Annotated in this window: 22 protein-coding genes; 11 read left to right on the forward strand and 11 right to left on the reverse strand. The window is 58.2% G+C overall.

The annotated features are described in order from the left end of the window. Positions 1–243: 243 nt before the first annotated feature. The 3 genes from ACR0IY_RS10420 (at position 244) to ACR0IY_RS10430 (ending at position 3,891) form a co-directional block, all read left to right on the forward strand. Positions 244–1,077 (forward strand): hypothetical protein, encoded by an 834-nt coding sequence (locus ACR0IY_RS10420; RefSeq protein WP_480672927.1) that lies wholly within the window; start codon positions 244–246, stop codon positions 1,075–1,077. A gap of 193 nt (positions 1,078–1,270) precedes the next feature. Continuing rightward, positions 1,271–3,421: a polyribonucleotide nucleotidyltransferase gene (gene pnp / locus ACR0IY_RS10425; protein ID WP_480672929.1), complete on the forward strand. Its 2,151-nt coding sequence runs from the start codon at positions 1,271–1,273 to the stop codon at positions 3,419–3,421. Positions 3,422–3,552: 131 nt separating this feature from the next. Next, positions 3,553–3,891, forward strand: a complete 339-nt coding sequence (locus tag ACR0IY_RS10430) for a putative quinol monooxygenase (RefSeq protein ID WP_480672931.1) — start codon at positions 3,553–3,555, stop codon at positions 3,889–3,891. Between the two features lie 25 nt (positions 3,892–3,916). Here the strand turns inward: ACR0IY_RS10430 and ACR0IY_RS10435 are convergent, their stop codons facing one another. After that, positions 3,917–4,552 (reverse strand): DUF1326 domain-containing protein, encoded by a 636-nt coding sequence (locus tag ACR0IY_RS10435; RefSeq protein WP_480672933.1) that lies wholly within the window; start codon positions 4,550–4,552, stop codon positions 3,917–3,919. Positions 4,553–4,790: 238 nt separating this feature from the next. On the opposite strand from ACR0IY_RS10435, the gene ACR0IY_RS10440 reads away from it, so the two are divergent. Both ACR0IY_RS10440 and ACR0IY_RS10445 read left to right on the forward strand, forming a co-directional pair. Further along, on the forward strand, positions 4,791–5,063 hold the full coding sequence (locus tag ACR0IY_RS10440) for a PepSY domain-containing protein (protein WP_480672935.1): 273 nt from the start codon (positions 4,791–4,793) through the stop codon (positions 5,061–5,063). Positions 5,064–5,086: 23 nt separating this feature from the next. Continuing rightward, a complete protein-coding gene (locus ACR0IY_RS10445) occupies positions 5,087–5,614 on the forward strand; it encodes a helix-turn-helix transcriptional regulator (protein WP_480672937.1) in 528 nt (175 codons plus the stop codon). Between the two features lie 121 nt (positions 5,615–5,735). Here ACR0IY_RS10445 and ACR0IY_RS10450 read toward each other — a convergent pair whose 3' ends face one another. Beyond that, entirely contained in the window at positions 5,736–6,386 is a 651-nt protein-coding gene (locus ACR0IY_RS10450) for a peroxiredoxin (RefSeq protein WP_480672939.1), read from the reverse strand. A gap of 182 nt (positions 6,387–6,568) precedes the next feature. On the opposite strand from ACR0IY_RS10450, the gene ACR0IY_RS10455 reads away from it, so the two are divergent. Further along, the gene (locus tag ACR0IY_RS10455) at positions 6,569–8,008 is read left to right on the forward strand and encodes an aldehyde dehydrogenase family protein (protein ID WP_480672941.1); all 1,440 of its coding nucleotides are present in this window, start codon (positions 6,569–6,571) and stop codon (positions 8,006–8,008) included. 54 nt (positions 8,009–8,062) lie between these two features. Here the strand turns inward: ACR0IY_RS10455 and ACR0IY_RS10460 are convergent, their stop codons facing one another. Further along, complete coding sequence (locus ACR0IY_RS10460) at positions 8,063–8,914, reverse strand: methylated-DNA--[protein]-cysteine S-methyltransferase (protein ID WP_480672943.1); 852 nt, start codon at positions 8,912–8,914, stop codon at positions 8,063–8,065. Between the two features lie 123 nt (positions 8,915–9,037). Here ACR0IY_RS10460 and ACR0IY_RS10465 point away from each other — a divergent pair, with 123 nt between their 5' ends. Genes ACR0IY_RS10465 through ACR0IY_RS10475 form a run of 3 tightly spaced genes read left to right on the forward strand, consistent with a single transcriptional unit; the run spans position 9,038 to position 11,510 of the window. Further along, positions 9,038–9,838, forward strand: coding sequence for a class I SAM-dependent methyltransferase (locus ACR0IY_RS10465; protein WP_480672945.1), 801 nt, complete (start codon positions 9,038–9,040; stop codon positions 9,836–9,838). A 41-nt stretch (positions 9,839–9,879) separates the two neighbouring features. Continuing rightward, a complete protein-coding gene (nth, locus tag ACR0IY_RS10470; protein ID WP_480672947.1) occupies positions 9,880–10,524 on the forward strand; it encodes an endonuclease III in 645 nt (214 codons plus the stop codon). Then, positions 10,521–11,510: an adenosine kinase gene (locus ACR0IY_RS10475; RefSeq protein ID WP_480672949.1), complete on the forward strand. Its 990-nt coding sequence runs from the start codon at positions 10,521–10,523 to the stop codon at positions 11,508–11,510. Before nth ends, ACR0IY_RS10475 begins: the two co-directional genes overlap by 4 nt. Before the next feature lie 9 nt (positions 11,511–11,519). Here the strand turns inward: ACR0IY_RS10475 and ACR0IY_RS10480 are convergent, their stop codons facing one another. The 6 genes from ACR0IY_RS10480 to ACR0IY_RS10505 all read right to left on the reverse strand — a co-directional run bounded on the left by ACR0IY_RS10480 (position 11,520) and on the right by ACR0IY_RS10505 (position 16,395). Then, positions 11,520–12,356, reverse strand: a complete 837-nt coding sequence (locus ACR0IY_RS10480) for a DUF547 domain-containing protein (RefSeq protein ID WP_480672951.1) — start codon at positions 12,354–12,356, stop codon at positions 11,520–11,522. Then, positions 12,353–13,729 (reverse strand): radical SAM protein, encoded by a 1,377-nt coding sequence (locus tag ACR0IY_RS10485; RefSeq protein ID WP_480672953.1) that lies wholly within the window; start codon positions 13,727–13,729, stop codon positions 12,353–12,355. The genes ACR0IY_RS10480 and ACR0IY_RS10485 overlap by 4 nt, the downstream gene beginning before the upstream one ends. A gap of 71 nt (positions 13,730–13,800) precedes the next feature. Next, entirely contained in the window at positions 13,801–14,511 is a 711-nt protein-coding gene (locus tag ACR0IY_RS10490; protein WP_480672955.1) for a glutathione S-transferase family protein, read from the reverse strand. A gap of 65 nt (positions 14,512–14,576) precedes the next feature. After that, positions 14,577–15,116 carry an RNA polymerase sigma factor SigZ gene (gene sigZ, locus ACR0IY_RS10495; protein WP_480672957.1) on the reverse strand — a complete coding sequence of 180 codons (540 nt, stop codon included), beginning with the start codon at positions 15,114–15,116 and terminating at the stop codon, positions 14,577–14,579. Between the two features lie 50 nt (positions 15,117–15,166). Continuing rightward, positions 15,167–15,814, reverse strand: coding sequence for a PAQR family membrane homeostasis protein TrhA (gene trhA / locus ACR0IY_RS10500; RefSeq protein ID WP_480672959.1), 648 nt, complete (start codon positions 15,812–15,814; stop codon positions 15,167–15,169). Positions 15,815–15,909: 95 nt separating this feature from the next. Then, a complete protein-coding gene (locus ACR0IY_RS10505) occupies positions 15,910–16,395 on the reverse strand; it encodes an RNA pyrophosphohydrolase (protein ID WP_480672961.1) in 486 nt (161 codons plus the stop codon). Positions 16,396–16,532: 137 nt separating this feature from the next. Between ACR0IY_RS10505 and ACR0IY_RS10510 the strand changes: the two genes are divergently transcribed. After that, positions 16,533–18,560 carry an FAD-dependent oxidoreductase gene (locus ACR0IY_RS10510; RefSeq protein ID WP_480672963.1) on the forward strand — a complete coding sequence of 676 codons (2,028 nt, stop codon included), beginning with the start codon at positions 16,533–16,535 and terminating at the stop codon, positions 18,558–18,560. Positions 18,561–18,566: 6 nt separating this feature from the next. Here ACR0IY_RS10510 and ACR0IY_RS10515 read toward each other — a convergent pair whose 3' ends face one another. Next, positions 18,567–19,175: a LysE family translocator gene (locus ACR0IY_RS10515; protein WP_480672965.1), complete on the reverse strand. Its 609-nt coding sequence runs from the start codon at positions 19,173–19,175 to the stop codon at positions 18,567–18,569. Between the two features lie 69 nt (positions 19,176–19,244). Then, positions 19,245–19,685 carry a DUF4399 domain-containing protein gene (locus ACR0IY_RS10520; RefSeq protein WP_480672967.1) on the reverse strand — a complete coding sequence of 147 codons (441 nt, stop codon included), beginning with the start codon at positions 19,683–19,685 and terminating at the stop codon, positions 19,245–19,247. Positions 19,686–19,913: 228 nt separating this feature from the next. Here ACR0IY_RS10520 and ACR0IY_RS10525 point away from each other — a divergent pair, with 228 nt between their 5' ends. After that, positions 19,914–20,819 (forward strand): LysR family transcriptional regulator, encoded by a 906-nt coding sequence (locus ACR0IY_RS10525; RefSeq protein ID WP_480672969.1) that lies wholly within the window; start codon positions 19,914–19,916, stop codon positions 20,817–20,819. Positions 20,820–20,837 lie beyond the last annotated feature (18 nt).

A 20,837-nucleotide genomic window follows, 5' to 3' on the forward strand; every position in this document is an offset into this window, starting at 1 on the left:
GATCTACCCCCTTGGCGTGTTTCCGTCTTTTCGACCGCGGGTCACATGGTAACAGGCTACACCGCAATCACTTTTTCTCAAAACGCATTCGCGCGTACGAATGTGATGACTCGGCGCGTACCCCTTGCACACAACTCACCTTTGGGTAGATTTGGAGCATTCCAAGTTTATGAAATTGACAGGCTTACAACTGTGATCCTTATTCTCAATTCGCTTCTGCTTTCGATTCGCGTGACGCTTCGAATGATTTTCCCCATCCTTGTGATCATGGTTGCTTCGATCATTGTTTGGACGGTTCTGGGGATCTTCACCCTGGGGATGGCCGGATACATCAGCGAGCCTGTCACATCCGCCTATATCACCCTTTTTGGTATACGAGTGGCCCTTGAGTTGAAAGGCGACAAGCGGCACACGGATTTCCGGGCCATGGTCCTGTACTCCGCAATGTATGGGTTGTTTTTTGCCGCCGCTCTGGCCGTGATAGTATTTGTTATCAACATGTCGGCGATCGGTTTTGCCATGTGGCAGGTCGGAGAACCCTTCTCGTTCAAAGCCATTCAGAATGCCGCCCGGTCCACGCAGGTCGCATTTGCCTTCATCGCCGTCGGTAGCAGCCTGATCGCGTACTGCATCGCGCTGGCTGCGTTTCATGCGGTGATGGCCGTGCCCATGGCCAGCGCCGCACAGGCCTCGGGTCAGCGTGCGCCAAGCAACACTTTTTTCAATGGGTTCGGGCGCAGCTTTATCCCGTTGTTTTGCGTGTTCTTCGTCTCAATCTTCCTGCAGGCCTATTTCGGTTTTTTCGCGGCATTGTACGCCTTGGTGCCGATCCTTTTGTCGGTGGTCTCGATCCTCACAGCACAAGCTCTACCGAATTTCGATCTTGAAATTCTATTGAACGGGCTCGCCGCCGGAGGGGCCTTGCTATGGCTGAATTCCTGGGTCTGGTCGGTCTGTGCGCTGGCATTCCTGAAATTCAAAGGGGATGACACACCGCGTACGCAGGCCCCTTCTCCGGCCCCGGAAACACTGACGGATATTCGCGCCTTGCGAAAATCGCGCGAGCGCACATTCTAAACGCAGGCAAAATCCCCGCCACAAGCAAGACCTCTTTCAATCCAGCCCATTCTCATGTATGCGCGCGGTATCTGTGACGTTGTGCCCTGACCCCGGCACTCGAACGAAAGATAAATTGGGGTCGGCGGCAATGGGGCCGCCATGCAAACGGGAGACCCGGAGGGCCGGGAGTGCTCCCTTCTAGGATACGCATATGTTTGATGTAACAAAGAAATCGATTCAGTGGGGCGAGGAGACGCTGACACTGGAAACCGGCAAGGTTGCCCGTCAGGCCGACGGCACCGTGATCGCCACGCTGGGCGAAACCAGCGTCATGGCGAACGTGACCTTTGCCAAGCAACAAAAGCCCGGTCAGGATTTTTTCCCGCTGACCGTGCACTACCAAGAGAAATACTATGCCGCCGGTAAAGTTCCGGGTGGCTTCTTCAAGCGCGAGGCGCGCCCGACCGAGAAAGAGACGCTGACCGCGCGTCTGATCGACCGTCCGATCCGCCCCTTGTTCGTTGACGGCTTCAAAAACGAAGTTCTGGTGATGTGCACCGTACTGAGCCACGATCTGGTCAACGACCCCGACATCGTTGCGATGATCGCGGCATCCGCTGCCCTGACCATTTCCGGCGCGCCGTTCATGGGCCCGATCGCCGGTGCTCGCGTAGGTTTCGTGGATGGTGAATATGTCCTGAACCCAACCGTGGACGACATGCAGGACCTGCGCCTGAACCCCGAACAGCGTCTGGACCTGGTTGTTGCCGGTACCAAAGACGCCGTGATGATGGTGGAATCGGAAGCCTACGAACTGTCCGAAGCTGAAATGCTGGGCGCCGTGACCTTCGCGCACGAGCAGATTCAGCCGGTGATCGACCTGATCATTTCTCTGGCCGAAGAAACCGCAAAAGAGCCGTTCGACTTCCAGGCCCCGGATTACTCGGAGCTTTACGCTGCTGTTTCCGCCGCTGGTGAAGAGCAGATGCGCGCCGCCTTCGCAATCACCGACAAGCAAGAGCGCACCGCCGCTGTTGCCGCTGCCCGTGAAGCGATCAAGGAAGCGCTGACGGAAGAACAGCTGGAAGACGCCAACCTGGGTTCGGCGATGAAGAAGCTGGAAGCTGGCATTTTGCGTGGCGACGTCGTCAAAGGCGGCAAGCGCATCGACGGTCGTTCGACCACCGATGTCCGCGCCATCGAAGCCGAAACCTCGCTGCTGCCCCGTACACATGGTTCCGCCCTGTTCACCCGTGGTGAAACGCAGGCTCTGGCCGTGACCACGTTGGGTACCGGTGACGATGAGCAATTCATCGACGCGCTGCACGGTAACTTCAAATCGAACTTCCTGCTGCACTACAACTTCCCTCCGTATTCGGTTGGTGAAGTAGGCCGCGTTGGTTCGCCCGGCCGTCGTGAGATCGGCCACGGCAAGCTGGCATGGCGTGCGCTGCAGGCGGTTCTGCCTGCGCCGACCGACTTCCCCTACACCGTTCGCGTGGTGTCGGAGATCACGGAATCCAACGGTTCCTCCTCGATGGCCTCCGTCTGTGGCGGTTCGCTGTCGATGATGGATGCGGGTGTCCCGCTGAAAGCGCCGGTTGCCGGTGTTGCGATGGGTCTGATCCTGGAAGATGACGGTGACTACGCTGTGCTGACCGACATTCTGGGCGACGAAGACCACCTGGGCGACATGGACTTCAAAGTGGCGGGTACCGAAAACGGTATCACCTCGCTGCAGATGGACATCAAGGTCGCAGGCATCACACCCCAGATCATGGAAACCGCTCTGGCACAGGCCAAAGACGGCCGGATGCACATCCTGGGCGAGATGGGCAAAGCCCTGTCCGAGACCAACGAGTTCTCGGTTCACGCTCCGCGCATCGAGACCATGAACATCCCCACCGACAAGATCCGCGAAGTGATCGGCTCGGGCGGTAAGGTCATCCGCGAAATCGTCGAAGTTTCGGGTGCCAAGGTCGATATCAACGACGACGGCGTCATCAAGATCGCCTCGCCGGATGGTGAATCGATCCAGAAGGCCTATGACATGATCTATTCGATCGTGGCTGAGCCGGAAGAAGGTCAAATCTACACTGGTAAAGTGGTCAAGATCGTCGACTTCGGCGCCTTCGTGAACTTCTTTGGCAAGCGCGACGGTCTGGTCCACGTATCCCAGATCGAAAACCGCCGCCTGAACCATCCGTCGGACGTTCTGAAGGAAGGTCAGGAAGTGAAGGTCAAGCTGCTGGGTTTTGATGATCGCGGCAAGGTGCGCCTGTCGATGAAAGTGGTCGATCAGGAAACAGGCGAAGAGATCGTTCCTGAGAAGAAAGAAAAGAAAGAGGAAAGCGCAGAGTAATCTGTTCCTCGCTCACATGATAAAGGCCCCGGTGGAAACGCCGGGGCCTTTTTGGTTAAGAGCACACATTTCTTATTGAAACAGCTCTCCGCTACGCCGACTGATTAGGGAGTCATTTGTGAGGAACTGCAATGATCATGGAACTCCGCCACTACACTCTCAAGCCCGGGCGTCGAGAGGAATTCATCACTTTCTTCGAACAATATAACCGCCCCGCTTTGCGCGAAGCCGGTATGTTGGTTTTTGGGCCGATGCGTGATTTGGATCACGCAGACAAAGTACATTGGATACGCGCCTTCCCGTCAATGAAGGAAAGGGAACGGATAAAGGACGGCTTCTATGGTGGACCGGCCTGGCACACACAAATCGAACCCAAGGCCATGTCGATGATTGACCGGTACGAGGCCGAGTTGGTCGAAACCACCGACGGTTTTGAGACTTTCAACGGCTCTCCGGCGCTGACTGGCTAGCGTAAGGCGTGGCTCAAATTGCCAACTAGTGCGCCACCCCTGTCGGCCCATGCTTCATCACATGCCACTGACCATAGCTGTCGGTCAGGTCCAGTTTGATCGCCGCATCCGCCTTGGTCGAGGCGCTGCCGATCTCGGCCAGGGTAAACTCAATTCCACCGGGGATGTCGATCCGCACGCGATGCGGACCACCACCATGCGGTGCCTCAATCGGGCGACCTGTTGAATTCAGCACGTCCCCGATGGTGACCGAAGCTGTCCGCCCTTCCATATCCATTTCGAAATCAATCGGCACATACAGGGTCTCGTGGACGTTGTCGCACATCGTGCGGAAGACATGCCAATGGGTGGCCATTTCCTCGGTCTCCTCACCGTGAAAAACCTTTTCCAATGCAGCGCGCTGGGCGTCCGAAGCGCTTGGGTCGATGATAACCTGCATCTCACCACCGCCCTCGAAGATCGGGCCGGGCCAGGCGTAGATCAATGCGGCCTTTGTGCCGCTCAGGTCCGTGTCACCGAAATGTCCCTTGGTGACCTCGATAACCTCGAAACCCCGGCAATGGCCGTGGGTGGGCAATTCCTCAAACTGGCAAGGGCAGGCATAGCCGCAATTGCAGTTCCCGAACGCATCCCCTTCAACATACCAATCTACAAATGCCATCGTCATCTCCTGTTCAAAACAGTCTGAAGTCCCGACGTTTATGGTCACTAGCCTGTAGTTTTCCCCCACCCACACCCTAACACAAATTGACCAAATTCAGAACCTGAGGGCCTGAACCACCGGCCAGTCGGCATAAACCATGGTGCAATTTGCCCGAATTCAACCAAAGGGCAATCGCAGCATCAGCGATGCAAACCCAATTCAATCGTATCGACAGCACGCAAAAAGGAGATGCGAAATGGAAACGTTGAAAATGCTGACACTGACCGGGTTGATTGCAGTAACACCTGTTCTTGCTTTGGCCGACGTTGAGTTGGGTGACACTTTGGGAACAAGCACTTCCGAAATCCGCACTGCCCTCGAAGCGCAAGGGTATCAGATCGAAGAGATCGAATTCGAAGACGGAGAGATCGAGGTTGAACTTGTCAAGGATGGCGTGGAAACTGAACTGGTCCTGTCCGAGGCAGACGGCGTGGTGACCGCCATCGAAATCGAAGAGGACGACGACTGAGCGCTTGAACTCAAAGGAGCAGCATGAAGATATCCCAGACGTCTTTACTCTGGCTCTTATTGGTGGTGCAGGCAGTCTGCGCCGCCTTTTTCATGACCGATGCAGCGCTGGATTGGACCGGGGGTGAAAGCGCCGGGTTTCGCCACCTGCACACGTTCGAGCTGTTTCTGGCTCTGGCACTTGTCGGCGGCCTCGCTGCCACCATAGCCTTGATCCGTTCCCAGACCCGCCGGGTGCGCGACATGCAACGGCAATTGCAAACAGCCCAGGGCGCTTTTGCGCAGGTTATTGAAAACCAGTTCGCTGACTGGCAACTGAGCAGCGCTGAACGCGATGTTGCGCTACTGTCCATCAAAGGCTTGTCCATCGCCGAGATCGCTGAGTTGCGACAAACCAAACAGGGGACGATCAAAGCACAGAGTGCTGCAGTTTACCGTAAGGCCGGCGTCTCGGGCCGACTGCAGTTGCTGAGCTATTTTATCGATGAACTATTGTCTGAGCCTCTGGTCAAAGGCGGTTCGGAAGAAACCGATCCAATAACACAAGACTGAGGCATCGCACTTGGCCTCAAACCATGCACCGGCCGCATTTCCGGTAAGGTTCTGGAGATGCCGGAAAGATACTGGTCTTAGGCAAGTGGGGGGCAGTTGCCCCCCTGACCCGGTTAACGGCTTATGACGGAGCCTTTGTTTTGCGCAGATAGGGAAAGATCGTTTCGAACTCTCCGAACTTCTCTTTCGCTTCTTCGTTGGATACTGCCGGCGGAATGATCACGTCCTCGCCCGGCACCCAGTTCGCGGGCGTTGCGACCCCTTTGGCCGACATCTGCAACCCGTCCAGTGCGCGCAGAATCTCGGCAAAGTTCCGGCCTACGGTCATCGGATAGGTCATCGACAGTTTCAGCTGCTTATCAGGCCCGATAATGAACACCGAGCGCACGGTTGCACTGTCGGCTGGGGTGCGCCCGTCGGGCAGGTAGGCCTCGGCGGGTAACATGTCGAAGGCTTTGGACACAGCAAGCCCGTCATCGGCGATGATCGGGAACCCGGGATTGGCGTTGCCATAGGCCTCGATGTCTTTTTTCCACTTTTTGTGGTCCTCGACCCCATCGACCGACACACCCAGGACCTTGGTGTTGCGCGCCGCCCATTCGTCGTTCAGCTGCGCCACGGCCGAAAACTCGGTCGTGCAGACAGGAGTGAAATCCTTGGGGTGCGAAAACAGGATAGCCCAGCTGTCGCCAATCCAGTCATGAAACTGAATGGTGCCCTGATCCGTTTCTGCGGTGAAATTCGGAACCGTATCGTTGATACGCAAACCCATAGTGATTCTCCTCTTTTGTGAACAACTCGAGTCGGTTGCCGTAAACCTAACCACTTTGACCGATTGTTAAACCACACAAGTGTGGGAAATAATTTGATCAAATTTTTCCTTGCCCCGATCACAGCCAAATGACAGAGTGCGCGACGAAACGAAATCGGGCCTCAGGACCAGGAGGGTGCGCCATGATCGACAAACGCGAATTCTATATCAACGGCCAGTGGGTGGCCCCCTCAGCCCCGCATGATTGTGAGGTAATCAACCCCTCGACCGAGGAACCTTGCGCGGTGATTTCCCTTGGGGGTCAGGCTGACACCGATGCGGCAGTGGCTGCGGCCAAGGCCGCCCTGCCCGGCTGGATGGCCACGCCGGTCCAAGAGCGCATCGCCCTGGTGGAGAAGCTGGCCGAAATATACCAGGCCCGCGCCGAAGACCTGGCACAGGCCATGTCGCTTGAGATGGGCGCGCCGCTGAACCTGTCGCGCGGTTCGCAGGCGGGCGCAGGCAGCTACCACCTGACCAACTTCATCAAAGCCGCGAAAGAGTTTCAGTTTGAGCGCCCGCTGAATGATTACACTCCCAACGACCGGATTATTTACGAAGCCGTCGGTGTGGCCGCTTTGATCACACCGTGGAACTGGCCGATGAACCAGATCACGCTCAAGGTTGGCGCCGCGGCAATTGCTGGCTGTACCATGGTGATGAAACCTTCTGAGCAAAGCCCGCTGAACGCGATGATCTTTGCCGAGATGATGGACGAAGCAGGCTTTCCTGCCGGTGTCTTCAATCTGGTGAATGGCGATGGAGTGGGCGTGGGCTCGCAACTGTCGGCCCACCCGGATGTGGATATGGTCAGCTTTACCGGCTCGACCCGTGCGGGCACGGCGATTTCAAAGGCTGCAGCAGATACGCTGAAAAAAGTACATCTGGAGCTGGGTGGCAAAGGCGCAAACGTGATCTTTGCCGACGCCGATGACAAGGCCGTCAAACGCGGCGTGCTGCACATGATGCAGAACACAGGCCAAAGCTGCAACGCGCCCAGCCGGATGCTGGTCCAGCGTCCAGTCTACGATCAGGCGGTCGAAACCGCAGCCGCAGTGGCAAACAGTGTCGCGGTCGGCAACGCGTTGGAAGAAGGCAACCACATCGGACCGGTCGTGAACGAGTTGCAGTGGACCAAGATTCAGGACCTGATCCAGAAGGGAATCGACGAAGGTGCCCGCCTGGTTGCCGGTGGAACCGGACGTCCCGAAGGGCTGAACAAAGGCTATTACGTGCGCCCAACGGTGTTTGCCGACACCAATAACGAGATGAACATCGCACGCGAGGAAATCTTTGGCCCGGTTCTGGCCATCATGCCTTTTGACACCGAAGAAGAGGCTATCGAGATCGCTAATGACACACCCTACGGTCTGACCAACTATGTTCAGACTCAGGACGGTGCGCGCGCAAATCGCATGGCGCGGGCATTGCGGTCGGGCATGGTCGAGATGAATGGCCGGTCGCGCAGCGCCGGGGCTCCGTTCGGGGGGATGAAGCAATCCGGCAATGGGCGCGAAGGCGGCATCTGGGGGATCGAGGATTTCCTAGAGGTCAAGGCCGTTGGTGGCTGGACCGCAGAGTAAATCGCATCAGGAACTATCAAAAGGTGAGGCACCATTCGGTGCCTCGCTTTCTTTTCAGGCATCCGCCTGAGCGGCCTCAAAGGCCAGCATGGCGCGTTTGACTGGCAATCCCCAGTGATAGCCGCCCAAACCGCCGGATTTGCGCAGGGCCCGGTGACAGGGAATCAGCCAACTGACTGGATTGCGGCCCACCGCCGTTCCCACGGCGCGCACGGCCTGCGGTGATCCCACACGCTGCGCGATCTCGGAATAGGTCGTAACCTGACCCGACGGAATATGCATCAGCGCCTCCCACACTTTGATCTGCAATGGAGAGCCAATCAGATAGAGCGGCGTTGGCTGCAACCGGTCGCTGACCGAGCCGAACGCGCTGAGAACCCAAGGGCGCAGGCGCATTGGGTCCTCGACAAAGTCCGCCTTGGGCCAGCGCGACAGCATGTCTTCCATCGCGTCTTCCTCGCCGGTTTCAGCGCCGAATGCGATACCGCAGATGCCCTTGTCGGTTCCCATCACCAGTGCCGGTCCAAAGGGACTTTCGAACCACCCCCAAAAGACCGTCAGGCCCGCCCCTTTGCGGGCGTATTCGCCGGGGCTCATAGATTCCCATTTCAGGAACAGATCGTGCAGACGGCCACTGCCCGAAAGGCCAACGTTATGCGCCGTCTCAAGTGTGGTGAACCGTTCGCGTAGCAACGCTTTGGCATGACCCAGTGTTAGATATTGCTGATACCGCTTGGGCGACACGCCGGTCCAGCGAGAAAACAGGCGCTGGAAATGGGCTGGGCTCATGTCCATCTGGCGCGCCAGTTCGTCAAGACTCAGGTTTTCGCCGCCCTGATCAATGAATTCGATCGCGCGACGCATGACGTTGTAGTGATATCCGCTTTCCGGGGTCTGGACGTTCATGGTTTCACCTCTTGGTCTGCAATAAACCATAGCGCGCGGGCAACGTCACGACGACCCGGATCATGCGCATTGGGGCTGAAACGTACCTTGTGTTAGTCTGGCGCCGCTCAGGAGATTTGCCCCATGCCACCGCCCGACTCGTTCCACCTGTCCGACGCTGCAGCCCGAAAGTATCAGAATCATTCAGTTCCCGCGATGTTCGCTCCGTTGGCCGAAGCCACCGGAGACCGGCTGGATTTACCCGAAAACGGGCACGTCCTTGATGTGGCCTGCGGCACCGGAGCGTTGACGCGCGTATTGCTGGACCGCCTGCCTGGGCAGGGCCGCGTGGTTGGAACAGATCTGAACCAAACCATGATCGACGTTGCGCGTTCTTTGGCAACGCCGACAGGACATGATCTGGATTGGGTCGCTGCTGACGTGACAAACCTTCCGTTTGAAGATCAGAGTTTTGATCTGGCCTGCATTCAGCAAGGTTTGCAGTTCTTCCCGGACAAAACTGCGGCCCTGTCCGAAATATTTCGGGTTCTGAAAACAGGCGGAACCCTGTGCCTGACCTGCTGGCGGGCGATCTCTCCGTTCAATTACGCACTGGCCGAGGCCCTGAGTGCGTTTGTCAGTGACAATGCAGCCACCAAGGCCCGCGCGCCCTTTTCCTTTCGCGACGGCGCATTGATCACGTCTTTGCTGGAGAAGGCAGGGTTTGTAGTGGCCGAACATGACGCCATTATTCTGCAACGCAGATTTGAGGACCTAAGCGCTCAGGTTCTTGCATTACCCGTCGAAAAAGATCTGCGGGAAAAAGGCGCAACCGCGACCGAGCGAGTTATGGCCGATATCGCGGCCCGACTTGCCCCATATGCGCTGGGTGACGTGTTCATCGTGCCGCAGGAGGCGCATTTCTTTTTGGCCACCCGCCCCTGACGCCCTTTACCAGACAGGCTGCACACGGCATTAAGGCGCGGATGGCAAAACAACTCGATTACCACACGATCCGCGAGATCTTTACGCGCTTTCACGAGGCCGACCCTGAACCCAAGGGTGAGCTGGAGCATGTGAACGTCTACACCTTAGTTGTTGCCGTAGCACTTTCGGCGCAGGCAACCGACGCAGGTGTCAACAAGGCCACACGGGCACTGTTCAAGGTCGCGGACACGCCGCAAAAAATGCTGGATCTGGGCGAAGAAGGTCTGATCGAGCATATCAAGACCATCGGCCTGTTCCGACAAAAGGCCAAGAATGTGATCAAGCTCAGCCGTATTCTGGTCGACGAATACGGCGGTGAGGTGCCCAATTCCCGCGCCGCGCTACAGTCGCTGCCGGGTGTAGGGCGCAAGACGGCCAATGTGGTGCTGAACATGTGGTGGCGTTATCCTGCGCAGGCCGTGGACACCCATATCTTTCGCGTCGGCAACCGCTCGGGCATTTGTCCAGGCAAAAATGTGGACGCGGTGGAACGCGCCATCGAGGACAACATCCCGACCGATTTTCAGCTCCATGCGCATCACTGGCTGATCCTGCATGGGCGTTACCACTGCAAGGCACGCAAACCGATGTGTGGAACCTGCATCATCCGTGATCTCTGCGAATTTGAGGACAAGAACCTATGAAAACCTATCAGCTTGTCGGCATCGGAAATGCCGTTGTGGACGTGATTTCCCAGGCCGATGACAGTTTCCTGGAACTGATGGGCATCGAAAAAGGCATCATGCAGCTGATCGAACGTGATCGCGGCGAGGTGCTTTATGCGGCGATGGAAGGCCGGGTGCAAACACCCGGCGGCTCGGTCGCCAACACGATTGCCGGCGCAGGTGCGTTGGGACTGGATTCAGCCTTTATTGGCCGTGTTCACGACGATGCGCTGGGCCGGTTTTACGCCGATGCAATGAACGAGGACGGCGTCGATTTCGTCAACCCACCAGTACCGGGCGGGGAACTCCCGACCTCGCGTTCGATGATCTTTGTCTCACCTGATGGCGAACGGTCGATGAACACGTATCTAGGGATTTCCTCGGAATTGTCGTCCGAGGACGTATCCTCTGACGTAGCAGGCAATAGCCAGATCATGTTTCTTGAGGGCTATCTGTTCGACAAGGAAAAGGGCAAGGCAGCTTTTCTCGAGGCAGCCCGCAACTGTCACAAGGGTGGCGGCAAGGCCGGTATTGCCATCTCGGACCCGTTCTGCGTCGAACGCCACCGGGTCGATTTCCTGTTGCTGATCGAGAACGAGCTGGATTTTGTGATCGGCAACGAGGCCGAGATCAAGTCGCTGTTTGAAACCGACGATCTGGAAGAAGCACTGGCGAAAACGGCCGAGATTTGCCCCTTGGTCGTCTGCACCCGCTCGGGTGATGGTGTGACGGTGCTAAATGAGGGGCAGCGTATCGACGTGCCGGTCGAAAAGGTTGTGCCTGTTGACGCGACCGGTGCGGGCGATCAGTTCGCCGCCGGGTTTCTCTATGGCATGGCCACGGGTCGCGACTATGAAACCTGCGCACGTATCGGCAATGTCTGCGCCCGCGAGGTGATCAGCCACATTGGCCCGCGCCCCGAGGCGAATATGCAGGAACTGCTGCGCGCGGAAGGGTTGCTGTAAGCCCTCCCCTCAGATCCCTGCGGCAGCGTCATTCAAGGCCCAGTCGTATGTATAAGCCCTGACGCGCGGCGCGTTTTGTAGCCGCGCCATCAGATCGGGTTCTGCTGCCGTTTCAATATGGGCAAGCACCGCTTTTTCGTTTGGCCCGTAGTCCTCGCGGAACCAGATGTAGATTTTCGACAGGGTCAGCCTGCCGCGATCATCGAAACGCACACCGCGCGGATCATTGACGTAAGCGTGCTCAGCAGCAGCGAAGTCGCTTTCCAAGGTCTCGGCCTGCCAGGCGCGACCCATCAAGTTGGGGCAGCCCACAGCCGCGCAATTCAGGGCGTAATGGACGCGGGGTTCATTGAATGTGGGGCGAATGATGCGGTGTTCGATATCGTTCAGGGTCAATGTCTCGCCTGTCACCTGAACCAGAGGCCGATCCCATGGACCAAATGACAGCGGCCCATCGGTGATGTTGCGGATCGAGGCGACTGGATAATTGTCGAGGATCACATCCACCGTCACCGCATTATAGAGGTTGATCCAAAACGCCAGTTGCTGATCACGGGTCAGATGTGCGGGATCGACGGACTGAAGATCGTCCAAATACCCGTTCAGCCGCGCCCGGTCCGCCTGAGTGACCTGTCCATAAGCCACCCGGTTCACACCCTGCCCGTCTTGCGCGACATAGCGGTTCAGAAACGCGGTCCAGTCTCGGTGATCAACATACTCCCCCGGGGGCGGAGCCGTGCGGGTCAGCGCCGAGCCCGGCAGCGGTTCCGGCTTGGGCAGGGCCAGACGCTCCACAGACGCGCAGGCGGTCAACAAAGGCAGGAACACGAACAAAAGCTGTCTCATAGCGCGCCCTTCCGGTTTTGCCGCAAGGCGCGTACCTGCCCTTTGAGGCGCTTCAGGGGTGCCAGCGCAGGGTCACCCAATTCTGGCAAGTCCTGGCTGGCAGACAGGCGTGGCACGGCGGCGTTCCACCAGCTTGGACCGCTCGGGGTGTCGATCCGGTCTGGCGAGGCCAGATGCAGATCGCGCTGTGCGTTGTGGGCGCACATCGACAATGGGCCATTGGCCGTGGCGACCATGAACACACAAGAGGCGCAACGGTCCTCCTCAAGCGCATCTGCGGCCATGAAGTCATGGATGAACACCGCCTGACGTTGTACGGGACCGCGCAATAGCCCCGCCCCCAGGCGTAAGGCGCTTGCCAGCAGGTGCACCCCCGCCCTGACCGCAAGAAATGGATTGCGCAGGATCACGCGTCGCACAGCATCGCGGATATCTAGATACCCATCCACGGACCGGTCGGCGCGTTCCAGCACCGCAATCACCCGATGAACCAGCCGCCGGTTTGACAAGAGCGAAACCGCCTTCCCACCCGCCGTGAGAACACTGGCATAACGGTTGCATTTTGAATGTCCAACGGCGGCTGTGTTGAAATGCAGAGATGTGCCATAGCCTTCTTCGACCGCATCTGCCACGCTGTTCTGCGTGATCGAACCGGGGCGCGCACGCAGGACGCCGCGCCCGGTATCGGCCTGCATCTGGAACGAGACGAAAGCGACCTCGGGACAGTCGCGGAAGAATCGCGCCAGCGCCGGAAGGTCGTGGAAATTGCCGCCAAAGACAGTGGTGTTAAACAGAACGCGCAGCCCCAGCCCCCGTGTCCGGCGGATATAGGAACGGCGCACCACATTCAGGTCGGCTTCGCAATCGAAGCCCTTACGCTCTTGCGTCATGTCAACGTGAAAGGCCACATCATCCAGCCCTGCGGCCGCCAGCCGCGCCAGAAACGCCCGGCTGGCACGGATACCGTTGGTCATCAGGCAGGACCGCATGCCCAGTTGGCGGATTTCACGGCACAGCGCCTCAAGGTCTTCAACTTTGCGCAGTGTGGGATCGCCCCCCGTCAACTGCACCGAAACACCGGGACCGTAATGGCTGTGGATTGTGGCAAGGCGCGCGAACAGAACCGAGAGCGGCGGGTCGTAGGTCATCTCGGCCCGGTCGGACAGATAACAGAGCGTACAGTCCAGATTGCAGCGCTGCGTGACCTCAAGCGCAACGCAGGCAACGGGATAGAACCGGCCCGCCGTCTGCCCCGCGCCGTATTCCCCACAATTTTGAAGACCGTCGCGAAGCGGTGCGCGACGGTCTGTGCCTGTAAACTTGCGCCCGGCTGGGGCAAGAGAGCAGAGGGGGTGCGCGGTAGTATCTTTCATGCGCACCAAGCTAGAGATGCTTATTGCCCCGATCCACGCACCCTCACGCCAACGTGCGGGTCAGTGAGCGATCAACCGCAGCAGCCACCGGATTGTTTCACTTCGGTCGCCGACGGAGCCTCGTTCGCATTCGCACCCCGACCCAACCATGTGCGTTCGGCCAGGTAGAAATCGGTGAATCGGGCGAGGAAGTCCTCGGCCACGGATTTCTGCGGGATACCCGTTGCCTGCAAGGCCTGTTGCCAGGCTTTTACCTTGGGATAGTCGGCCAGCATGTCGTGCCCACTGTGATCAGCGACAATCGCAGCGCGGTGCAACAAGGGCAGCCATGCCATATCCACATTGCCCAGCGTTTCCCCTGCGAAGAACGGACCTTCGTCCAGTTGCATTTCAGCCTTGGCAAACGCGGCGTTCAATTTGGCCACACGTTCGCCGAACATCGCGCTGTCTGCACTTTGCATTGTACTGCACTGAACCAGATAGTGCTTGCTGGCCTGATAGCTCCAGGCTCGGTTCAGGGCGCGCTGTTCGGGGCTCAGGTTAGGCTGCAGCAGTGCCGTGACCTCATCGACATATTCGATAATAGCATCGGATTCGAACAATGCCGTTCCGCCTTCGGTTACCAATACGGGCACCTGACCGGTGGGCGACAGATCTAGGAACCAGTCGGGCTTGTTGCTGAGGCTGATATAGTCGATCTGATACGGCACCTGCTTGGCTTCGAGCATCGCTGTTACGCGTTGAACGAAGGGGCAGATTTTGAAACTGATTATACGGATCATCTATCTTTCCTTTTTGGTGGTTTCCCCCGTCAGACGAAGCCCGCCCCAAAAAGACGACGATCAGATCAGCATTTTTTGCAGGACTTCGATTTTTCCTGCACCTCCGCGATATTTCCCCGCACGTCCATTGAGATTTCGCAGCATGCCTCAAACGCTTTTCGCAACTCAGTCCGGCCCTTCTGAACGCGGGATTTAAGCGTTGAATAAGACAGTCCCTGCGCCTGTGCGTAGTCGCGCTGTGACATGCCGCCGATGTCGATGGCCATCAGCATTTCCGCTGTTTCAGGGGCAAGGCCGCGAATGAAAGGTTCGACACAGCCTTCAAGGCCCTGCCGGGTTTCGGGGTCGTCGCGGTGGTACCACAGATCGTCTGGGTGCGCCTGTGCCCGGCCCGATTTGCGGTAATGGTCGATGATGGTACGGTCGGCAGTCTGAAACAGCCATGATTGCAACTTGGCCGGATCTTTCAGAGCGGGCAGACCGGTAAAAACCTTGACCGAGATCTCTTGCAGCAAGTCGTCCACATCCGTCGCGTTTGAAACACGGGAATGCAGGAACGCCTTCAGCCGGGCGCGGTATTTCGGCCAGATGTCTTCGATACGCATACCGATTTATGACAGAGGGTCAGCCAAGGCGTCCACCACCTGATCAGGGTCTAGGTGTTAGAGAAAAGCGCCAGCCAGACACCCACAAACATCAGAGCTCCGCCCAGATTCACCCAAATGTGCCAGATAGCATAGCGATACGGCAGGGTTTTTCGGGCGTAGAACGCCGTCCCAATCACATAACTGGCAGCACCGCCGAGAATGCACCACAGAGTTGCCGCGGGGACGTTGGTCATGTCGGGGATGGCGGACAGCCCGATGCCGCCCAGCCCCAGATAGGATGCGGTCGACCATTTCGACTTGACCGTTTCGTTCACGACCTTGTTCCAGACGGCGACAATGGTCAGCCCCCAGCACATCCAGAGCAGCGTCATGGTCCATGCCGTGCCTGCCTGAACGAAAAACGGCGTGAAAGTCCCGCAGATAAGGGGGTAGATCGCCGCGTGATCTATCCGACGCAGCACCACGCGACGGTCATGCCATGGCCCAAAGTGATAGGCACAGGACGCCAGGTTCGAGGCAAGCGCGCTGAGAACATAGATCACAACCGCAAGAAACAGCCCGGTTTCCAGGCGAAGATACGCGTTGACAACCAGCAGGCTTCCAGCCGCTAAAATCAGGAATAACCCGACCGCGTGAACAACCATGTCAGCATGGCGATGCGCGCGTACGGCGCTTGGGTAAGTCGTTAAAATCATGAAGAGCCCGAAAAGAACGGGCCCGCGCTATACGCCGCGCCATGGAATGTCCAATTTGCCCTCGCGTAAGTTACGCGGCAATACACGCGGTGTACCTAACGCAGGTAGCCCTCAAAAGCCGCCAGCACCTGCGCGTAGACGTCGCGTTTGAAGGGGACGATCTCTTCGATCAGCTTTGCGGGGTCTTGCCATTTCCAGTGGGTGAATTCCGGATGGTCCGTTTCTATGTTGATCTGATCATCCCGGCCAGTGAACTGCAGCAGGAACCATTTCTGCTCTTGCCCACGGTAGCGTCCTTTCCAGATCTTGGGCACAATGTCATGGGGCAGGTCATAGGGCAGCCAACCGTCGGTCTCGGCCATAACCTCGACCAGATCGGCGGTGACACCAGTTTCCTCCCACAACTCGCGCAGGGCTGCGTCGCGCGGGTCTTCGCCCTTGTCCACACCGCCCTGCGGCATCTGCCAGGCATCCTTGTGGCGGTCATTGCGCTGCCCGACAAAGACCTTGCCCTCGGCATTGATCAGCATCAGACCGACGCAGGGACGATAGGGCAGTTTGGCGATTTCTTCGGGTGTCATGCGCGGCCTCGTACATTGCTCTGGCCACTCTGTATCAAGCGGTTCAGGAACAGCAAAGAGTGTGACGTTAGGTTCTGCGTGACAAAGGTGACGTGAACGTCAATCTAACACATAAGAATCGGGAGGGAGAGTTCGCCATGACTGCGTACCCAAACATGCTGGCCCCGCTGGATCTGGGCTTTACCACGTTGAAGAACCGCGTCCTGATGGGCTCGATGCATACGGGGTTGGAAGAGACCGGCGACTGGAACCGCGTGGCTGAATTCTATGCCGACCGGGCCCGTGGCGGTGTGGGGCTGATGGTGACGGGTGGGATTGGCCCAAACCTCGAAGGCTCGGTTCTGCCCGGCGCGTCGATGATGACCAACGACAAAGAGGTCGCGAACCACTCGATCGTAACCCAGCGCGTGCACGAGGCAGGTGGCAAGATCGCCATGCAAATTTTGCACGCGGGGCGCTATGCCTATGGTCCCAAATGCGTGGCCCCCAGCCCGGTGAAGTCTCCGATCTCGCCCTTTCCACCCAATGAGCTGGACGAGGAAGGCATCGAAAAGCAGATCAGTGACATCGTGAATGCCGCCGTTCTGGCCCAGAAGGCAGGCTATGATGGGGTCGAGGTCATGGGATCCGAGGGGTATTTCCTCAATCAGTTCCTCGTGACCCACACCAACAAACGCACCGATCGCTGGGGTGGTTCCTACGAAAACCGAATGCGCCTGCCCATCGAGGTGGTGCGCCGCACGCGGGAGGCCGTGGGCACCGATTTCATCATCATCTACCGCCTGTCGATGATTGATCTGATCCCCAATGGCTCGACCCATGAAGAGGTTGTGGAACTGGCCCAGCGGATCGAACAGGCCGGGGCCACGATCATCAACACCGGCATCGGCTGGCACGAGGCGCGCATCCCCACCATCGCCACCAGCGTTCCGCGCGCGGCCTTTGCCTGGGTGACCAAGAAACTGATGGGCAAAGTGTCAATCCCAGTGATTACCTCGAACCGGATTAACACGCCGGAAGTCGCCGAAGAGGTCCTGTCGTCCGGTTGCGCCGACATGGTGTCGCTGGCGCGACCAATGTTGGCGGACGCTGATTTCGTGGCCAAGGCGATGTCAGGTGAAGCCGCAAAAATTGCCCCCTGTATTGCCTGTAACCAGGCCTGTCTGGATCACACATTCCAGGGCAAGCTGACCTCGTGTCTGGTTAACCCGCGCGCATGCCATGAAACCGAACTGGTTATCGAAAAGGCCGAAACTTCGAAAACTGTGGCCATCGTGGGTGCAGGCCCGGCGGGTCTGTCCACTGCGATGACTGCCGCCCAGCGCGGCCATGATGTCACCCTGTTCGACCGCGCATCCGAGGTCGGCGGACAGCTGAACATGGCCAAACAGGTGCCGGGCAAAGAAGAATTCTGGGGTCTGGTTGACTGGTACCGCACCATGATGGACGATCTGGGTGTGAAATTGGAACTGAACCGCGAGGTCGGTGCCGATGACCTGACCGGTTTTGACGAAGTGGTCATCGCCACCGGCGTAACTCCGCGCGATCCGCAGATTCCCGGGCAGAACCGCGACAACGTCGTCAGCTATATCGACGTGCTTCGCGACAAGGCCGATGTCGGCAAATCCGTCGCCGTGGTCGGCGCGGGCGGTATCGGGTTCGACGTGTCGGAATTCCTGCTAGAGGACGGCCACAGCATTACCACCGACCTGCCTGCCTGGATGAAGGAATGGGGTGTGACAGACCCGGCCGCGAACCGCTCGGGTCTGGCGCCGGAAGGCCCGCAACCCGCCGCCCCTGCGCGCGAGGTCACATTGCTGCAGCGTAAGAAACAGGTCCACGGTAAGGGGCTGGGCAAGACCACCGGCTGGATTCACCGCGCCACGCTGAAGATGAAGGACGTCAATTTCGTCGGCGGCGTGAACTACGAACGCATCGACGACGCCGGCCTGCATGTCAGCTTTGGCGAAGAGCGCGCCGATCCGACGGTGATTGCAGTGGACACCATTGTGTTGTGTTCGGGGCAGGTCTCGGACCGCAGCCTGGCCGATGTGCTGATCGAGCGAGGTGTCACTCCGCATGTTATCGGCGGTGCGGACGTTGCCGCGGAACTGGACGCCAAACGCGCGATCAATCAGGGTACACGGCTGGCTGCAGGGCTTTAAGCCCGGTCAGTCCGCCAGTGCAAGTTTAACCCCGAGCACGCCGAAAGCCGTTGCAAAGCATCGTTTGATCCAGGCCATCACAGATGGGCGGTGAACGATGTAGTCCCGCGCCAAGGCTGCGCAAGCACCATAGGCGATGAATACAACAAAGGTCATCGCCATGAAGGCGAGCGCCAATTGCACCAATGCCAAGCTTACATGGGTTGCTTCCGCAGGTAAGAATTGCGGCAAGAACGCAAGGAAGAACAGCGAAAGCTTGGGGTTCAGCACGTTGATCAGCGTGCCGGTCGCCGCAATCTTAATAAGGCCTTTGGTGGATTTCTCGGCAGCGACCTCCATCGCACCGCCCTCACGGACGATCCCCCAAGCCATATAGAACAGGTACAGCACGCCAATATATTTGAGGATCTGAAAGGCCAGCGCACTTGTGTGAAGCAGCGCGGCAAGCCCGATGATGCTGGCGACAGCGGCGGGCACGATCCCAAGTGTGCAGCCCACCGCCGCCGCAACGCTCGCGCGAAACCCTCGACCGAGCCCGATTGCCAGTGTGTAAATCACACCTGTGCCCGGCAAGAGCACGACGATCAGGGATGTAAGAAAAAACTCAAGCGACATAGAACCCTCCGACCACGCGTCGGAGAATTCCTTACATCAACACGAAAGTAAACAGGTGCATGCGTATGCCTATTCCACCGTAATCGTAATCACCTCGGACACAATTGGCGTGGCGTGCGGCACGTGACCCGCATCACCCAGGACCAGTTGCAGCGTGTGATCGCCGGGGGTCAACTCTAGCGTCACCTCGGTCTGACCACCGCCGAAATGCAGGTGGTTGTCGTCCGAGGGCAGACCATAGGCCAGTTCGTCCGCACCATCCTCACCCTCGCCCAGCGGCGGGCGGTCGATCAGCAGATGATGATGCCCGGTATTCTCTTTCTCGGTCCCCGCAGGGGCCACTCCCATACCGCTGAGGCCAAAGACCACGGTGACAGGGGATTGAACGGTATCGCCGTCGGACAAATTCACGAAGTAAACCGAGGCATCGGGGTTGGAAGGCGTCTCGCCTCCGGCCTGAACAAAGTTCGCAAACAGGCATAGGGCTGCAATGGTGAAAAAGGCTCTCATGATCTCCTCCGTGGACACAAATTTGCCATTCTCATGTTAGCACAGTGCGGCAAATATCCATAAAACCCTTGGGTTTATAGGTTTGTGGCGATACTGGAAACCACCGTTTCCACGTTTCCCATACGCAAACGATCCCATTTAAATCCCTGATATTATCCCATGTCCGCCAATTTTCCGCCCAGATTGGACAGCACAGTTAGACAACGAACAAAGACCTGGGGAACGAGAATGGATCGACTAACCGAAATGGAGGCCTTTGCCAATGTGGTGGACCAAGGTGGTTTCACCGATGCGGCCAAGAAAATGGGCATCTCCAAGTCGGCCGTGTCAAAGCACGTATCGAGTCTTGAGGCTCGATTGGGCGCACGGCTGCTGAACCGGACCACACGGCGCGTTTCACCGACTGAGATCGGTCTGGCCTATTATGACCGCGCCCGGCGCGTGCTGAATGACGCGGGCGAAGCGGATGCATTGGTGACCTCGATGCAATCGGCCCCGTCCGGCCTGTTGAGGATCAGCGTCGCAACGGACTTCGGGGTGAATCATCTGTCTCCGGTGCTGTCGGATTTTCTGGCCGCATACCCGGACATTACCGTCAACATGGTGCTGAACAACCGCTATGTAGAGCTGATCTCGGAAGGGTTTGACGTGGCTGTGCGCATCGGCGAGCTGGAAGACAGCACCCTGCGCGCCCGCAAGCTGACCGAAACCGTGAAACGCATGGTGGCTGCGCCCAGCTACATCGAGAAATTCGGTCGCCCACAGAAGATCGACGATTTGAACGAACACAAACTGCTGCATTATTCCAGCCAATCTTCCGGCAATGTCTGGAAATTGACTGCCCCATCCGGCGAAAAGCGGCAGGTTCGCACTGCTGGCTGGCTGAGTGTCAATGACGGACAGTCGCTGTTGAACGCGGCCATCTCGGGTCTTGGGATTGCGTATCTGCCCAGCTATCTGTACGCGGACGCGCTGAAATCCGGCGCGGTGCTGGACGCGATGCCATCGCTGCCCGATGAGGTGCAAGGCGTCTATGCCGTCTATCCGCCCGGCCGCTTTACCCAGCCCAAGGTGCGGGCATTTATCGACTTCCTCGTCGAGTCCTTCAACGACAAAGGGCCGATGGACTGGTAGAATCTCCCACGGTGAACC

The sequence above is a fragment of the Ruegeria sp. BC1 genome, from assembly GCF_056539305.1.

What these genes read in the sequence shown, in the direction of transcription:
- ACR0IY_RS10465 (WP_480672945.1), top strand. Translation starts at nt 9,038, where the DNA reads ATGCCACCGCCCGACTCGTTCCACCTGTCCGACGCTGCAGCCCGAAAG.
- nth (WP_480672947.1), top strand. Translation starts at nt 9,880, where the DNA reads ATGGCAAAACAACTCGATTACCACACGATCCGCGAGATCTTTACGCGC.
- pnp (WP_480672929.1), top strand. Translation starts at nt 1,271, where the DNA reads ATGTTTGATGTAACAAAGAAATCGATTCAGTGGGGCGAGGAGACGCTG.
- ACR0IY_RS10520 (WP_480672967.1), bottom strand. Translation starts at nt 19,685, where the DNA reads ATGAGAGCCTTTTTCACCATTGCAGCCCTATGCCTGTTTGCGAACTTT.
- ACR0IY_RS10485 (WP_480672953.1), bottom strand. Translation starts at nt 13,729, where the DNA reads ATGAAAGATACTACCGCGCACCCCCTCTGCTCTCTTGCCCCAGCCGGG.
- ACR0IY_RS10435 (WP_480672933.1), bottom strand. Translation starts at nt 4,552, where the DNA reads ATGGCATTTGTAGATTGGTATGTTGAAGGGGATGCGTTCGGGAACTGC.
- ACR0IY_RS10450 (WP_480672939.1), bottom strand. Translation starts at nt 6,386, where the DNA reads ATGGGTTTGCGTATCAACGATACGGTTCCGAATTTCACCGCAGAAACG.
- ACR0IY_RS10510 (WP_480672963.1), top strand. Translation starts at nt 16,533, where the DNA reads ATGACTGCGTACCCAAACATGCTGGCCCCGCTGGATCTGGGCTTTACC.
- ACR0IY_RS10515 (WP_480672965.1), bottom strand. Translation starts at nt 19,175, where the DNA reads ATGTCGCTTGAGTTTTTTCTTACATCCCTGATCGTCGTGCTCTTGCCG.
- ACR0IY_RS10525 (WP_480672969.1), top strand. Translation starts at nt 19,914, where the DNA reads ATGGATCGACTAACCGAAATGGAGGCCTTTGCCAATGTGGTGGACCAA.
- ACR0IY_RS10475 (WP_480672949.1), top strand. Translation starts at nt 10,521, where the DNA reads ATGAAAACCTATCAGCTTGTCGGCATCGGAAATGCCGTTGTGGACGTG.
- ACR0IY_RS10490 (WP_480672955.1), bottom strand. Translation starts at nt 14,511, where the DNA reads ATGATCCGTATAATCAGTTTCAAAATCTGCCCCTTCGTTCAACGCGTA.
- ACR0IY_RS10420 (WP_480672927.1), top strand. Translation starts at nt 244, where the DNA reads ATGATTTTCCCCATCCTTGTGATCATGGTTGCTTCGATCATTGTTTGG.
- ACR0IY_RS10480 (WP_480672951.1), bottom strand. Translation starts at nt 12,356, where the DNA reads ATGAGACAGCTTTTGTTCGTGTTCCTGCCTTTGTTGACCGCCTGCGCG.
- ACR0IY_RS10455 (WP_480672941.1), top strand. Translation starts at nt 6,569, where the DNA reads ATGATCGACAAACGCGAATTCTATATCAACGGCCAGTGGGTGGCCCCC.
- sigZ (WP_480672957.1), bottom strand. Translation starts at nt 15,116, where the DNA reads ATGCGTATCGAAGACATCTGGCCGAAATACCGCGCCCGGCTGAAGGCG.
- ACR0IY_RS10505 (WP_480672961.1), bottom strand. Translation starts at nt 16,395, where the DNA reads ATGACACCCGAAGAAATCGCCAAACTGCCCTATCGTCCCTGCGTCGGT.
- ACR0IY_RS10430 (WP_480672931.1), top strand. Translation starts at nt 3,553, where the DNA reads ATGATCATGGAACTCCGCCACTACACTCTCAAGCCCGGGCGTCGAGAG.
- trhA (WP_480672959.1), bottom strand. Translation starts at nt 15,814, where the DNA reads ATGATTTTAACGACTTACCCAAGCGCCGTACGCGCGCATCGCCATGCT.
- ACR0IY_RS10445 (WP_480672937.1), top strand. Translation starts at nt 5,087, where the DNA reads ATGAAGATATCCCAGACGTCTTTACTCTGGCTCTTATTGGTGGTGCAG.
- ACR0IY_RS10440 (WP_480672935.1), top strand. Translation starts at nt 4,791, where the DNA reads ATGGAAACGTTGAAAATGCTGACACTGACCGGGTTGATTGCAGTAACA.
- ACR0IY_RS10460 (WP_480672943.1), bottom strand. Translation starts at nt 8,914, where the DNA reads ATGAACGTCCAGACCCCGGAAAGCGGATATCACTACAACGTCATGCGT.